Source organism: Thioclava sp. GXIMD2076 (assembly GCF_037949795.1).
Taxonomy (GTDB): Bacteria; Pseudomonadota; Alphaproteobacteria; order Rhodobacterales; family Rhodobacteraceae; genus Thioclava; species Thioclava kandeliae.
In genome coordinates, this window is sequence record NZ_CP149933.1 from 530,659 (window position 1) to 545,000 (window position 14,342).

The following is a 14,342-nucleotide window of genomic DNA, read 5'->3' on the forward strand; positions in this document are numbered from 1 at the left end:
CAAATGTCTCAAGTCTCAATCAAAAACCTCGATATCGCCTTTGGCTCACATAAGGTTATCCGTAATCTCGACCTCCATATCCAACCCGGAGAATTTCTCGTGCTGCTGGGAGCGTCCGGTTGCGGAAAATCCACGCTGCTGAACGCGGTGGCGGGCCTCACTGATGTGGCCGGCGGCCAGATCTGGATCGGGGATCGCAATGTGACATGGGCCGAACCCAAGGATCGCGGGATCGGCATGGTGTTCCAATCCTACGCCCTCTATCCGCGGATGACGGTCGAACAGAACATGTCCTTCGGGCTGGAGATGGCGCGCCTGCCCAAACCCGAAATCCGCGAACGCGTGGCGCGCGCGGCCGAGATGCTGCAGCTCAAACCGCTGATGCAGCGCCGTCCGGCAGAGCTGTCGGGCGGCCAGCGCCAGCGTGTGGCTATCGGGCGGGCCTTGGTGCGCGATGCCGATGTCTACCTCTTCGACGAACCGCTTTCCAACCTCGATGCGAAGCTGCGCACCGAACTGCGTGTCGAACTCAAGAAACTCCATGCCCGGCTCGGAACGACCATGATCTATGTGACCCATGATCAGGTCGAGGCCCTGACGCTGGCGAACCGGATTGCCGTTATGCAAGGCGGGGTGATCCAGCAACTCGATGCCCCCGACGAGATTTATCGCAGGCCGGTCAATAAATTCGTGGCGGGTTTTGTCGGCTCTCCGGGGATGAATTTCATCGAGGGAGAATTACTGGTCCGCGATGGCAAGATCGACCTGAAAACGGCAAAAGGCACGCTTGATCTGACCCGCTATCCGTTCATGGAACCGCCACAAAACGGCCATAAGGTGACGTTGGGCCTGCGCCCCGAACATTTGCAACCCGAGCCGGAAGAGGGCTATTGCCCCGCAACAATGACGATCTCGGTGCATGAGAGCATGGGAGCCGATGCGCTTCTGTGGGCGGAACTTTCAGGGGCGACCGTGTCGGTCAAACTGCCCTCCGACTGGTCGCCCGTGCCGGTTTCCGGCGAGCGGGTAACGATGTGGTATGACGCCGCGCGTCTTTCGGTCTTCGATGCCAAAACGGAGGAACGCCTCTGATCCATTGCCCGCGACCGCAGCCCAGAGTTCCGGCAAACACCCGCTTTTACCAAGGCAAACAGTACAACCCATACCCGCCTATCCACCGCGACATGCACTGACCGAGCCGAGTTTGTAAACTCGGTCAGGCTTGCGCTAGGCCCGTCTGCACCGGGGTCTCGAACCCTGATAACAAGAAAGGAAATCAGATGCATAACATTAAGATGACCCCCGCCTCCCTGGCTCGGGGCAAGCATAACCGCAATGGCCGCGACCATGCCTTCGAGACCATTGATCCTTCGCGCACGGCGCATATCATCGTCGATCTCCAGAACGGATTCATGGAAGAAGGCGCCGTCTCCGAGGTGCCTGTCGCGCGAGACATCGTCCCTAATGTCAATGACCTCTCGCGAGCGGTCCGCGCGGCGGGCGGCGTCAATATTTTCCTGCGCTATACCTATGATCCCGATGAGAAAAAGCAGTGGAATAGCTGGTATGGGTCGATGCTTGGCACGCCATTCTCCGAAGGTCTGAAAAAAGGCTTCACCGCGGGCGAACATGATCACGCTCTATGGCCGGGTCTCGATGTCGCCGAGGGCGAGGCGATCCTCGACAAGACCCGCTTCAGCGGGTTCATCCAAGGCACCTGCGATCTGCAGAGGGTTCTGGAGGATCTCGATATAGACACGGTTCTGATTACCGGCACCGTCACCAATTGTTGTTCCGAGGCAACGGCCCGTGACGCCCATCAGCTGAGCTATAAGGTGATCTTCATCTCTGACGGTAATGCGGCGCTGAATGATGACGAGCATAACGGCAGCTTGGACAGTCTCTATCCGGTCTATGCCGATATCCGCAGCACGAAAGAGGTCGTGGGGCTTTTACAGGCGGGAGCGGAAAGCCGCGCGGCCGCTGAATGAACCCGATCTGTCACGCCTGCATATAAAACAGGGGCGCCAATTGGGCGCCCCTTGCCATTAGTCCGATAAAAGCGGCAGCTCTGCCAGCATGTCGCGCAGGTTCATCACGTCCCACGGCAGGTGCTCGGCAATACCCAGCCCCACAATCTCGACCTCTCCCGCCACATCGCGCAGCAGCCGCACCACTTGCGCAAGGCTCATGCGGCCCTGCGGCGTGTCTGCCCATTCGGCATTGTCACTACCGGGTTTGTTAAACAGCAGCGAGCGGAACCCCTTCGGGTCGAGCACATCCAGATCCAGATGGATCGCAACATGTTTCTTCCCGCTCTGACGGAGCCAGTCCAATACAGGCGCGCTGGTTTCAGCCAGCTGATCCGGCCCGATAAACGGGATCCCCCAATCCGTCAGGCGCTCACGCTCGAGCGGGCTCATCTCGTCCATACCGGCATAAACCACTTGTGCAGGCTCAACCTTGCGTGCCGCGATATCCGCCAGATCCTGATCGCCCTGCCCCATCAACGCACCGAGCACCATCGCATGGGCACGCTCGAACTCGGCGGGCGTCATGATATCGGGATGGCTATCGACCCAGAGGATCGCCAGATCACCCTCGTATTTCTCGTTGAGATAGGCAAAGGGCGCCAGATCCACGCCGCAATCCCCGCCGAATACAACCAGACGGTCGGGCGCATGGGCATCAATCAGCACGCGGGCGGATCTGGCCTGCGCGAGCACGCGGCTTTTGGCGAGAATTCCATCCTCGAGCGGCAAAGGATCGGCGCTCGGCGGATCGACGGGCACTTCGACCATCGGTGTGTCGGAGGGTGGTGCCAGCCATGCCAGCAACTCGGCTCCGAAATGATAGGCAGGCAGATTGCCGCCCTGCCATTGCGCCATCTTCAGGCGTAACGTTTTGGGGGCGGGGGACGTTTGGGGCGCGGGTGTCGGGGAATGCGGCATCTATATCTCCAATCGGTGTTCGGACCTTTGATAAAGCGCGGACACCTGATGCGACCGGACGAGATTGCCCGAAAACGGGAGCATTTTGCCAAGATCATGGCCGCGTGGCAGCCAGAGACCAAGGCTGGCAAGAGAATCCCGCAATCTGGCAACAGGGTACGGGCGCAGCGCCACGCCAGTTGCTAGCCATAGGGGAACGGCCCGATCTCGAAAGGGGCCGCATAGCAAATAGACACCCAACACCGAGGACAGCCAATGTATTCTGTCGCAATGATTTTCCGCCGCAAACCCGGCATGTCGCTGGAGGAATTTCAGGCGTATTACCGTGACCGTCATGGCCCGCTGATGCTGGAACATATCACCAATCGCGGCCTGATTTCTTACGAGCATTTCCCTGCCGCCAGTGCCAGCGCGGGTGCGCGCTATGTGACCGAGGGCGATCTCGAATATGACGCCATTTCGATCTACAGCTTCGAGACAGAGCAACAGGCCGAGGAATGCTGGGCTATCCCCGAGGTGATGGCAGACAGCGCGAAATTCATCGATTTCGAAACGATGATCTCTCTGCCGCTTTCGCGCCGCGCGGTTTTCCCCAAAGCCAACTGAATAACAAAAGGGGCAAAAGCCCCGTAAACGCTCTTCCAACAGGAGACATCATGAATTTCAAGACCCTGACACAGCGCGCGGGCGCGGTGGCCGCTGCCCTTCTTGTGGCCGGTGCGGCGCATGCCGCCAATCTCAACTCCGATAAGGTCGGCACCGAAGCCGATTTCGAGGATGTCACGAAATTCTGTGGCACCAAGCCCATCAAAGTGGCGCTCTCGGTCGGTTTCATGAATGCCAACCGGCAGATGAAATTCGAGGAACTCAAGGACGAGGCCGCGAAATGCCCCAACATCACCGAGGTCGGTCTGGCCGATGGTCAGGGCAACCCCGAAAAAGAACTGGCCAATATCCGCTCGCTCGCGGCGCAAGGCTTTGACATCATCCTGCTTGGCCCGCCGGATGCAGGCCCCGCCGCTATCCCCGCCATGCGCGATGCGATGCGCATGGGCTCTGTCGTGATCCCGATCGAGGTGGGCGTGAACTTCCCCGGCAAGATCGGCACCGATTACACCACCATCGTCACCCCAAATCAGGAACAGATGGCCAGCGTTTATGCGCAATTCCTCGTCGACCAGCTGCACGGCAAAGGGAATGTAATCGTCTGGGGTGGCTCGCCGGGGGCACCGCAAACCACCGCACAGGAACCGGGTTGGAAAAAGGTCTTTGCCGATAATCCGGGCATCAATGTTCTGGAGGGTCCGGTTGTCTCGGGCTGGGATCCGGCACAATACCAGAAAGTGACCACCGCGCTTCTGGCCAAATATCCCGAGATTGATGGCATGTATTCGGATTATGGCGTGGGCGTTCTGGGCTCGCTGCGGGCCTTCAAGGCCGCTGGTCGTCCGATGCCGCCCGTCACGGGGCTTGATGCCAACGGCGCGCAATGCTTCTATACCGAGAACAAGCCCAATGAGCCGAAACTCGAAATGGGTCTGACCAGCTCCTGGACCTGGATCTTCCGCCTTGCCCTGCGTAAAGGTCTTGCGGCGGTGAATGATATCGACAGCGAAGAGCCCAGCATCGTCAATGTGGATCTTCTGGTCGATAGCACCTCCGACAATCCCGAAATCCACCCAGTCTGTGACCCTGATCTTCCGGCAGATGTCTCGCTGCACTCCTCGCTTCTGTCGAAAGAGCAGCTGATCGCAATCTTCAAATAAAACATAGCGCGGCGGGAGGAAACTTCCGCCGCCACGCCCGTCGGGCCTGCATACGGGCCCGCCTGTTTCTACCCATTTGCAAGACGAGACACCCGATGCCCGCACCCGACCCCTATCATCAAGGGGCCTCCCTTCAGGCCGCCCCCGACCCCACGCCGCAAACCGGAGCCGCGCTGCGCCAGACTTTACGGGAAAGCACCGGAACGCTGGCTTTCCGTGCAGCCCTCGGTGTCGTGCTTCTCGTGGCACTGGCGCTTGTTCTGGCACCGCGGGCCGTGTCGGCGGGCTCCCTTTTCGCGATGGCGCCTTTTATCGGGGTGCTGGGTGTTGCCGCGATCGGCCAGTATCTGGTCATCCAGCAACGCGGCTTCGACCTCTCGGTGGCAGGCACCATTTCTGTCGCGGCCGTCATGATGACCGCCCTGCCCGCAAGCGATGCAGGGCTCGGGGCGACATTGGGCTATGTGGCGCTGACACTGATCTGCGGCGCGCTGATCGGGCTGGTCAATGGTGCGCTCGTCACCTTTGTGCGGGTGCCGCCGCTGATTGTCACCATCGGCACCAATTCCCTGCTGGTCGGTCTCGTCTATTGGATGACAGGCGGCTCGATCAGCTCGGCCCCCTCAGCGCTTGTGCAGATCGCCAGCGCACGGGTCGGTCTGGTCTCTGTGCTGTTTCTGGCGTTTCTGCTGCTCGGGGCCGCCCTCGCTTGGGGCATTTCGCGCACCCGTCCAGGCCGCCAGTTCCTCATGTCTGCTGTTAGCGCCGATGCCGCGCGCGCCTTGGGCATTCCCGTAAGCCTGTGCACGCTGGGGGCCTATACTACGGCAGGGCTTCTCTTCGCGCTGGCCGGTGTAATGCTGGCAGGGCTTGCTGTTACGCCCACGCTCCTGTCGGGTAATCCCTATATGCTCACCACGGTCGCCGCCGTTATTGTGGGCGGCAGCCCGCTCAACGGTGATCGCGGCAGCGTGCTGGCGACGATGATCGGGGCGGTATTCCTTGTCCTGCTGGACCAGATCGTCGTGTCGCTGGGTTTTGATTATGCCATCCAGTCCATCGTGCAGGCGGCCATCATTCTGGCAGGCGTGACCCTGCCGCAGCTGATCCGGCATATCCGGAACCGGCCGCAACCGCGCCCCAAAGATCCGGCCTCGCGACCGAAGGCGGCGGTGTCCAATAGACCCGCCGTGCTGGAGCTGCGCGACATCCATAAACATTTCGGCAAGACCATAGCCCTAGACGGCGTCGATCTTTCGGTGTCGCCGGGCGAGGTCCATGCCGTGATCGGTGAAAACGGCGCGGGCAAATCCACGCTGATCTCGGTGGCCTGCGGGGTTTTGCCGGTGACGCTGGGCGAGGTCGTCATCAATGGCCAACGCATGCAGGGCGCAGATCCCGACCGCTTCCGGGCTGCCGGGATTGCCGTGGCCTTCCAGCACCCGCCACTGCCGCCGCATCTGAGCGTGCTTGAATGTCTGTCACTGGCCGACCCCTCGCTCAAAGGGGCACAAGGAGCCGCCCGCGTGCGTGCGCTGATCGCACAGGTAACCACGGGCGCTCTGGCTGCGGACCCCCATGCGCGCATCTCGGACCTGACCATCGGCCAGCGCCATGTCGTCGAGATCGCGCGGGCGCTGGCCTCCGATCCGCGCATCATCGTGCTGGACGAGCCGACCGAACCTTTCAAGGAAGAAGATGTCCGCCAGCTTTTTGCGCTGATCCGGCGTCTGCGGGAGCGTGGCGTGGCCATCGTCTATATCTCGCACCGTCTCGACGAGGTGGAAGAGATCGCCGACCGGATTTCCGTTCTGCGTGATGGCGCACTGATCGCCACCCGCCCGCGTGACGCGTTCACCCGCGCCGATATCGTATCGATGATTGTGGGCCGCCCTGTGGGACAGGTCTATCCGCCGAAAGCGGGGGCGCAGGGAGAGGCACCTCTGCTCGAACTGCGTGACTTCTCGGGGCAAGGGTTCAATAATATCAACCTCACCCTGCGTCCGGGCGAAATTCTGGGCCTTGCGGGCGTCGAGGGTCAGGGCCAGCGCGATGTGATGCGTGCCTTGGCGGGACTTGCGCCCCATAGTGGAACCGTCACCCTGCACGGTGAAGCCCTCGAATGGCAAAGCCGCGCTGCCGCCCGCGAGGCAGGCGTGGCCTATGTGCCTGACGACCGCCACAAAGAGGGGCTCTTCATGTCGATGAGCATCGCCGAGAACCTTGGCGCGGGTGTCAACGGCGAAGGGCTGCGCATTGACCGGCTGTCAGAACGCAGCCAGATTGCCGAGCGCACGACAGATCTTCGGATCAAGGCGCCCTCTCATGGCGTGACCATCAATGCCCTTTCGGGTGGCAACCAGCAAAAGGTGCTGATCGGGCGCGAGATCCTTGGCTCCCCGCGCATCTTCCTCGCGGACGAGCCCACAAAAGGCGTCGATATCGGCTCGAAAAGCGATATCTACCACAAGCTGCGGGCGCTTGCCGCGCAGGGTGTGGCCGTGATCGTGGCCTCGTCGGACGGGGTAGAGCTTGAGGGGCTGTGCGACCATGTGGCAATCATGGCGCGGGGCGAGGTTGCAGCCGAGCTTTCGGGCGATCACGTCAATGACGCCGAGATTACCGCAGCCAACCTGACCGCCGGTGGCCGCCGCGAAACCGAAAGCCCAGCCACAGGCGAGCGCAGCATGCTGCGTGGCCTTCTGGACAGCAAATGGTTTGCCATCGGCATCCTGACGCTGGCCTGCGCGCTGATCGTGCAATCGGCGGTCTCGGTAAACAGCCGCTTCCTGTCGCCCTATAACCTCGACAATGTGCAGATCCAGATGGCAACGCTGGCCTTGATCGCCTTTGGCCAGCTCTTCCTGATCCTGCAAGGCGAGATCGATTTTTCGGTCGGGCCAATGGCGGGGTTCGTCGTGGTGCTGTCGTCGTTCTGGATCCCGGACGGCATCTCGGGCACGCAGCTTGTGTTTACCGTCATTGGCATTCTGGCCATCACCACCGCAATGGGCTTTTTGCAAGGCTTGATCACATTGGTGCTGGGAATTCCCTCGATCATCGTCACATTGGCAGCCTTCTTCGCGTTGCAGGGGCTCTCGCTCTATCTGCGCCCGGTGCCGGGCGGGATCATCGATGCCAAGTTGATTGACGGTGCATTGATGCGTTTCGGTCCGGTCACACTGGCCGCCATTGTGGCCGTGATGCTGGCAGTCGGGCTGGAGCTGGTGCTCATGCGCACAGCCTTCGGCAAGAAGTTGCGGGCATTGGGTTCGGACGGATCATCGGCGGCCAAACTCGGCGCCAAACGCAAGGTTCTGCTACCGGCAGCCTTTGCCCTCAACGGGTTTCTGGTCGGGTTGGCGGGGCTTATTCTGGCCGCGACCGTGGGGGTAGGCTCGGGAACAACCGGCGCCAATTATTCTCTGATGGCCATTACCGCAGTGGTGCTGGGAGGGGCCGTGATCAGCGGTGGTATGGGATCTTTCATCGCCACGATCTTCGGCGCATTGCTGATCCAGCTGACCTTCTCGGCCACGACTTTCATGCAGGTCGGCACCGAATGGCAATACTGGCTGGTCGGTCTGGTGACTCTCTTTGCGGCAAGCCTCTTCGCGCTCGGTCGCCGGACTGGCTAATTTATGCCGGAAATTTACGCTTATAGCCTATATTTCCGGCAGATTATGCTCGGCTTCTCGGGGGAGATAGGGTGCACGCCCCATCTTCCCCAAGATGACATTCACCTAACAGCTATTTGAAGAAATACTCGGTCCAAACCAAGTTGCTATCGCGAGGGTCAATGAGCGCTCTTTTTGACACCAGCCAGATCGAGACACAGAACCGTTTCGCCTATTGGAACGATCTCGTCTTCAAGAATTATGCCCCGTGTATGGGGCGTGCACCCAAAGACGAGGAATTCAGCGCGACTTTAGAAGCCCTACCTTTCGGGCAGATGATGATCTCACGCGTGGCGTCGAGCCCGATCACCTATGAGCGCCGCCTGAGCGATGTGCGCTATGATCCGCGCGATGATTTCTTTGCCGTGGCAATGCTGTCGGGGCGCACGATGCTGGTGCAAAACGGCCACGAGACATGGGCCCGACCGGGGGACATCTACCTCTACAGTTCCGCCCGCCCCTACCAGCACCATTCCGATGCCGATTACCGCTGCGTCTCGTTGCGCATTCCCCGCGCGCTGGCACAGGCACGCCTGACCCAGCTGGACGACATCACGGGTCGCGTCCTCAAGGGCGACACGCCTTATGGGCGTATCCTGTCCTCGTTGATTGTCGAAGCCTCCGAGATCTCGGCGCAGGGTGACCGCGAGCAAGCCCTGCAAGGCTTCTCGACCTCGGTACTGGACATGATGACCGCAGCCATAGGTGCAAGCTTTGGCGCAGAAAGTTGCGGCTCTCGCAACCAGCGGCTTCTGAGCCGCATCCAGCATTACATGCGTGACAATCTCGCCGATAGCGGCTTGGGCCTCGCCGAAATCGCCACTGCCCAGAATGTCTCGATGCGCACCTTGGCGCGGCTGTTCACCGAAGCGGGCACAACGCCTATGGCATGGCTGCAGAGCCAGCGTCTGGCCTGTGCCTATGCCGCACTCAATGAACGCCGCGTCGAAAACGTCTCCGAGGCCGCCTTTGCCTATGGTTTCAATGACAGCTCCTATTTCGGCAAGGCGTTCAAGAAGACCTACGGGATCACGCCCAAGACGCTTCTCGAGCGGAACTGATCTGGCAAGATGCTCCTGCAATCGGGCAGGCTCGTCTGCTGTGCGAGCTGCAGATTTGCGTCAAGCTGCGACGCAGGTCCTGCGGATGCGGGATGTCACGCAGACCGAAAGGACATCACTCTTGGCGCTCAAAGATCTCCTGACCAGCAAACTCGGCTTTGGGGCCGCGCCCTTGGGCAATATGTTCCGCGCAATCCCCGAAGACGAAGCCATGGAGACCGTCGAAGCCGCATGGGCCGACGGGATCCGCTATTTCGACAATGCGCCCATGTATGGCGCGGGGCTGGCGGAGATCCGTATGGGGCAGGCCCTCAAGGACAAGCCGCGCGATGACTATGTTCTGAGCACCAAGGTCGGGCGGGTCGTGCTCGACGAGATGGCCGAGCCGAACGATAATCCGGTCTTCGCGCATGGGCGCAAAAACAGGGTCATCAGCGATTACAGCCATGATGCCACGATGCGCTCGATCGAAGACAGCCTCGCACGACTGCAGACCGACCGGCTCGACATCGTCTGGGTGCATGATGTGGCGCAAGATTTCTGGGGCGACGACTGGATCAGCGTGTTCGATCAGGCCCGCAAAGGCGCCTTCGTGACGCTGGATCGATTGCGAGATGAAGGGGTGATCAAGGCTTGGGGTCTTGGCGTGAACCGCGTCGAAGCGGTGGAGTTGCTGCTCTCGCTCGACGGACCGCGCCCCGACGGCTCGCTCTTGGCGGGACGCTATACCCTACTGGACCATAGTCGCGCGCTTGAACGGCTGATGCCGGAAGTGAGTGCTCAGGGGTTGGGGATCGTGGTTGGCGGGCCTTACAGTTCGGGCGCGCTGGTTGGCGGACCCAATTTCGAATATGCCCCCATCACGCCCCCGATGCAGGCGCGGATTGATGCGATACGGGCCATTGCCGAGGCACATGGCGTGTCGATGAAGGCGGCAGGCTTACAATTCTCGCTGGCCAATCCGGCGGTCAGCGCCGTCATTCCCGGCGCAAGCCGCCCCTCGCGGATTGCCGAAGATACAGCCGCCCTGCGCGAGACCATCCCCGCAGCCTTCTGGGCCGATCTGCGTGCGGCAGAGCTGGTCCACACCAAAGCCCCCTTCCCGCCTGACACGGAAAGCCCCGTCCGGACAGCGTCGTCCGGACGGGAGGCCGGGGAGAGTGATTTTCAGAACGCCGCGCGTAACGCGCGAAGCCCCTGCGAGAGCACGCCAACATCCGAACCCACCTCTTCAGCGGAGCAAGGCCAATTATGGCCTACCTCTCCCAACGTGCCCTCGAAGCCTTCCAAATTGTCCTCGAATGCGGCTCCGTCTCGGGAGCGGCCGAAATCATGAATGTCTCGCAACCCGCCGTTAGCCGGTTGATCCGCGATCTTGAGGAGCGCACGGGCCTGCGGCTCTTCACCCGCTTCGGTGGCAAAATCGTGCCCACGCCCGAAGCCCATGAGCTGGCGATCGAGGTAAACCGCTCTTTCGTGGGACTTACCGCAATCGAGAAAAGCGCGCGCGATATTCGGCTGGGGCGGCGCTCGACCGTCTCGATTGCCGCGATGCCGGCACTGGCGCATTCGATCCTTGCCGATACGTTGGCCGATCTCCTGCCCCATCAGCCCGATTTCCGCGTGACATTGAACTCGATGCAGACCCACAATGTCATCAGGCAGGTCGCCAGCCGCCAGTGTCAGCTTGGATTTACCGCCCCTACCCGCCATGCCCACGACATCGATCTGATCCGTAATGTTCACCTGCCCTATGTCTGCCTGATGCCTGCAGGCCACCCCCTCGCCGCCTGCGACGTAATCCGGTTCGAGGATTTTGTTGGCCACGCGGTGATCGGATATCACGACACGACCGCCACCGGCGTGATGATGGAGCGCGCCTTCAGCCAGATGAATACTCCGCCCGAAGTGGTGGTGCGCTCACATCTGGCGACACTGGCCTCGCAGTTGGTGCTGCGCGGTCTGGGGGTCTCGGTGGCCGACCCCTGCACCGGACGGCTGCACGCGGCTGCAGGCGGGGTGACACGACCATTCGAGGCACGAACCAGCTTCGGCTTCTCTATCATTCGCCCGCGCGGCACGCTTCTGGGCCGCGATTTAGAGGCATTCGACCGCCAGCTCGCAATCTATATGTCCGCCACCTGAACGGAGATGGATACGCCTCTGGCCTTGCCGCCCTGAAGCGGTCTAGGTTTTGGGATAGTTTATCCCGAATGATGGAGGACTAGTTCAGGAGGGCAAGACCAAGCTCGGTCCGGGATCAGCTATTCCTTCCGTTGATGCACGATCCTCCCACCAGCACCTACGCAGTATATCCATAATCGCGCATTGCTGTATCCGCCGAGATCAGCCCTGCCTCCAGATCGTGCCGGATATCATTGGCCGACCGCTCCGAAGGAGCGCCGAACCCGCCGCCGGATGGTGAGATATGACGGAAAATATCTCCTTTCTTCAATGGGTAGGGCTCGGTTACCAACACGGGTAGCTCGATCATTTCTTCCCCTTGGATCAGATGGCTGACCGGACCAGTGCCCTTTTGCCTGCCATAAAGCCCGTGTGGCCGGTAATCGCGTTTATCCGAGCGTAGCGACATAAGCCCCTCAGTTTCGCCAAGATATTCATATTCGCGAATAAAGGAATTTCCACCCCGATGGCGCCCCGCCCCACCGGTATCCGGCACAATACCGTATCGGCGGATGCGCAAGGGATAGGTAGCTTCGATCATCTCGATCGGGACATTGGCCTGATTGGCCCCCGGCCCCCATATGCGGCACGCCCACCTGCCCGTCGTGAACGGCAGACGCCCCCCATGTCCCCATCACCGTTTCGGTGAAGACGAAGGCCCGCCCCATTCGAGGAAGGTGTTGATAGACAGCAAAAAAGCCTCCCTAAGGAGGCTTTGCGGCTAATTGGTAAGATTTCAGTGGTTGCGGGAGTAGGATTTGAACCTACGACCTTCAGGTTATGAGCCTGACGAGCTACCGGGCTGCTCCATCCCGCGTAAGGATGTGTCTGATTGGGGGGGTATCGTTATAGAGATGATTGACGCTCTTTATTAGGTTTGGCGGTGACCTACTCTCCCACGTCTTGAGACGCAGTACCATTGGCGTGTTGGCCCTTAACGGCCGGGTTCGGAATGGGACCGGGTGTATAGCCAGCGCTATGACCACCAAACCGAATAAAGAGCGTCCAAGTCAAGTTGTGTTCGTATGCATGATTTTGATCTGTAGGAGTGTCTGTCTACTACTGGATCAAATCAAGCCAATCGGGCAATTAGTACTGGTCAACTGAATGCATTACTGCACTTACATCTCCAGCCTATCGACGTGGTGGTCTTCCACGGCCCTCAAGGGATACCTAGTTTTGAAGGGGGCTTCCCGCTTAGATGCTTTCAGCGGTTATCCTGTCCGGACATAGCTACCCAGCACTACCGTTGGCACGATAACTGGTCCACCAGTGGTCCGTTCACCCCGGTCCTCTCGTACTAGGGGCAACTCTTCTCAAGTATCCTACACCCACGGCAGATAGGGACCGAACTGTCTCACGACGTTCTAAACCCAGCTCACGTACCTCTTTAAACGGCGAACAGCCGTACCCTTGGGACCTGCTCCAGCCCCAGGATGAGATGAGCCGACATCGAGGTGCCAAACGGTGCCGTCGATATGGACTCTTGGGCACCATCAGCCTGTTATCCCCAGAGTACCTTTTATCCGTTGAGCGATGGCCCTCCCACTTGGGACCACCGGATCACTATGGCCGACTTTCGTCTCTGCTCGACTTGTCAGTCTCGCAGTCAGGCAGGCTTTTGCCATTGCACTCAACGACCGATTTCCGACCGGTCTGAGCCCACCTTCGCGCGCCTCCGTTACTCTTTGGGAGGCGACCGCCCCAGTCAAACTACCCGCCACACAGGGTCCCGGATCCGGATAACGGACCGCGGTTAGACATCAAGAGTGCGAAGGGTGGTATCTCAAGGATGCCTCCACCGGAACTAGCGTTCCGGCTTCAAAGGCTACCACCTATCCTGCACATCACAATCCTGATGCCAGTGTGAAGCTGTAGTAAAGGTTCATGGGGTCTTTCCGTCTAACCGCGGGTAGTGTGCATCTTGACACACAGTTCAATTTCGCTGAGTCCACGTTTGAGACAGCGGGGAGATCGTTACGCCATTCGTGCAGGTCGGAACTTACCCGACAAGGAATTTCGCTACCTTAGGACCGTTATAGTTACGGCCGCCGTTTACCGGGGCTTCAATTCAGAGCTTGCACCCCTCCTTTTAACCTTCCGGCACCGGGCAGGCGTCAGACTGTATACGTCGCCTTACGGCTTCGCACAGCCCTGTGTTTTAAGTAAACAGTCGCCACCCCCTAGTTTGTGCCCCCCACCTATAGTTGCCTACAGATGGGGCCTCCTTCTCGCGAACTTACGGAGGCATTTTGCCGAGTTCCTTAAACGTGGTTCTCTCAAGCGCCTTGGTATTCTCTACCAGTCCACCTGTGTCGGTTTCGGGTACGGTCTTATAGAGAGGCTATTTCCAGGGACCTGTAGGCTGCCCGACCAATCCGATAAGGTCGAACAACGGTTCAGATCCGTCACCATCTCACGGCCCAGGAATATTAACCTGGTTCCCATCGACTACGCCTTTCGGCCTCGCCTTAGGGGCCGGCTTACCCTGCTCAGATTAGCTTTAAGCAGGAACCCTTGGACTTTCGGCGACAGGGTCTCTCACCCTGTTTGTCGCTACTCATGTCAACATTCTCACTTCTGATCACTCCACCGGATGCCTTACAGCCCGGCTTCACAGTCAGAACATTGCCTCCAATACTCCCGAAGGAGATAAGGAGGCAGCGTTCTATATCACAGAACGCTCCGCTACCACGCACTTCA

Annotated in this window: 9 protein-coding genes, 1 tRNA gene, 2 rRNA genes and 1 pseudogene (1 of these 13 running past the window's edge); 8 read left to right on the forward strand and 5 right to left on the reverse strand. The window is 59.9% G+C overall.

Annotated features, from left to right (window positions below):
- Positions 1–3: 3 nt before the first annotated feature.
- Together WDB91_RS16295 and WDB91_RS16300 are read left to right on the forward strand one after the other, a co-directional pair.
- On the forward strand, positions 4–1,092 hold the full coding sequence (locus tag WDB91_RS16295) for an ABC transporter ATP-binding protein (protein ID WP_339114684.1): 1,089 nt from the start codon (positions 4–6) through the stop codon (positions 1,090–1,092).
- Between the two features lie 188 nt (positions 1,093–1,280).
- Positions 1,281–1,991: a cysteine hydrolase gene (locus tag WDB91_RS16300; protein ID WP_339114685.1), complete on the forward strand. Its 711-nt coding sequence runs from the start codon at positions 1,281–1,283 to the stop codon at positions 1,989–1,991.
- Between the two features lie 57 nt (positions 1,992–2,048).
- Here WDB91_RS16300 and WDB91_RS16305 read toward each other — a convergent pair whose 3' ends face one another.
- A complete protein-coding gene (locus tag WDB91_RS16305; protein ID WP_339114686.1) occupies positions 2,049–2,951 on the reverse strand; it encodes an arginase family protein in 903 nt (300 codons plus the stop codon).
- Positions 2,952–3,206: 255 nt separating this feature from the next.
- Here WDB91_RS16305 and WDB91_RS16310 point away from each other — a divergent pair, with 255 nt between their 5' ends.
- The 6 genes and pseudogenes from WDB91_RS16310 (at position 3,207) to WDB91_RS16335 (ending at position 11,600) form a co-directional block, all read left to right on the forward strand.
- On the forward strand, positions 3,207–3,557 hold the full coding sequence (locus WDB91_RS16310; protein ID WP_339114687.1) for an EthD domain-containing protein: 351 nt from the start codon (positions 3,207–3,209) through the stop codon (positions 3,555–3,557).
- 50 nt (positions 3,558–3,607) lie between these two features.
- Complete coding sequence (locus WDB91_RS16315) at positions 3,608–4,717, forward strand: substrate-binding domain-containing protein (protein WP_339114688.1); 1,110 nt, start codon at positions 3,608–3,610, stop codon at positions 4,715–4,717.
- A gap of 95 nt (positions 4,718–4,812) precedes the next feature.
- Positions 4,813–8,355, forward strand: a complete 3,543-nt coding sequence (locus tag WDB91_RS16320) for an ATP-binding cassette domain-containing protein (protein ID WP_339114689.1) — start codon at positions 4,813–4,815, stop codon at positions 8,353–8,355.
- A gap of 161 nt (positions 8,356–8,516) precedes the next feature.
- Positions 8,517–9,455 carry a helix-turn-helix domain-containing protein gene (locus tag WDB91_RS16325; RefSeq protein WP_339114690.1) on the forward strand — a complete coding sequence of 313 codons (939 nt, stop codon included), beginning with the start codon at positions 8,517–8,519 and terminating at the stop codon, positions 9,453–9,455.
- 121 nt (positions 9,456–9,576) lie between these two features.
- Positions 9,577–10,560: pseudogene (locus WDB91_RS16330) on the forward strand (aldo/keto reductase); the annotation flags it as partial.
- A gap of 146 nt (positions 10,561–10,706) precedes the next feature.
- Complete coding sequence (locus tag WDB91_RS16335) at positions 10,707–11,600, forward strand: LysR substrate-binding domain-containing protein (protein WP_339114691.1); 894 nt, start codon at positions 10,707–10,709, stop codon at positions 11,598–11,600.
- A 157-nt stretch (positions 11,601–11,757) separates the two neighbouring features.
- On the opposite strand, the gene WDB91_RS16340 is transcribed toward WDB91_RS16335, so the two are convergent.
- The 4 genes from WDB91_RS16340 to WDB91_RS16355 form a co-directional block, all read right to left on the reverse strand.
- The gene (locus tag WDB91_RS16340; RefSeq protein ID WP_339114692.1) at positions 11,758–12,180 is read right to left on the reverse strand and encodes a hydantoinase B/oxoprolinase family protein; all 423 of its coding nucleotides are present in this window, start codon (positions 12,178–12,180) and stop codon (positions 11,758–11,760) included.
- A 199-nt stretch (positions 12,181–12,379) separates the two neighbouring features.
- Positions 12,380–12,456: transfer RNA gene (locus WDB91_RS16345), tRNA-Met, on the reverse strand.
- A 58-nt stretch (positions 12,457–12,514) separates the two neighbouring features.
- A 5S ribosomal RNA gene (gene rrf, locus WDB91_RS16350) occupies positions 12,515–12,629 on the reverse strand.
- A gap of 78 nt (positions 12,630–12,707) precedes the next feature.
- Positions 12,708–14,342: ribosomal RNA gene (locus WDB91_RS16355) — 23S ribosomal RNA — on the reverse strand; it runs 1,196 nt beyond the window's last position.

Coding starts and splice junctions, on each gene's coding strand:
- WDB91_RS16295 (WP_339114684.1), top strand. CDS start 4: ATGTCTCAAGTCTCAATCAAAAACCTCGATATCGCCTTTGGCTCACAT.
- WDB91_RS16300 (WP_339114685.1), top strand. CDS start 1,281: ATGCATAACATTAAGATGACCCCCGCCTCCCTGGCTCGGGGCAAGCAT.
- WDB91_RS16305 (WP_339114686.1), bottom strand. CDS start 2,951: ATGCCGCATTCCCCGACACCCGCGCCCCAAACGTCCCCCGCCCCCAAA.
- WDB91_RS16310 (WP_339114687.1), top strand. CDS start 3,207: ATGTATTCTGTCGCAATGATTTTCCGCCGCAAACCCGGCATGTCGCTG.
- WDB91_RS16315 (WP_339114688.1), top strand. CDS start 3,608: ATGAATTTCAAGACCCTGACACAGCGCGCGGGCGCGGTGGCCGCTGCC.
- WDB91_RS16320 (WP_339114689.1), top strand. CDS start 4,813: ATGCCCGCACCCGACCCCTATCATCAAGGGGCCTCCCTTCAGGCCGCC.
- WDB91_RS16325 (WP_339114690.1), top strand. CDS start 8,517: ATGAGCGCTCTTTTTGACACCAGCCAGATCGAGACACAGAACCGTTTC.
- WDB91_RS16335 (WP_339114691.1), top strand. CDS start 10,707: ATGGCCTACCTCTCCCAACGTGCCCTCGAAGCCTTCCAAATTGTCCTC.
- WDB91_RS16340 (WP_339114692.1), bottom strand. CDS start 12,180: ATGATCGAAGCTACCTATCCCTTGCGCATCCGCCGATACGGTATTGTG.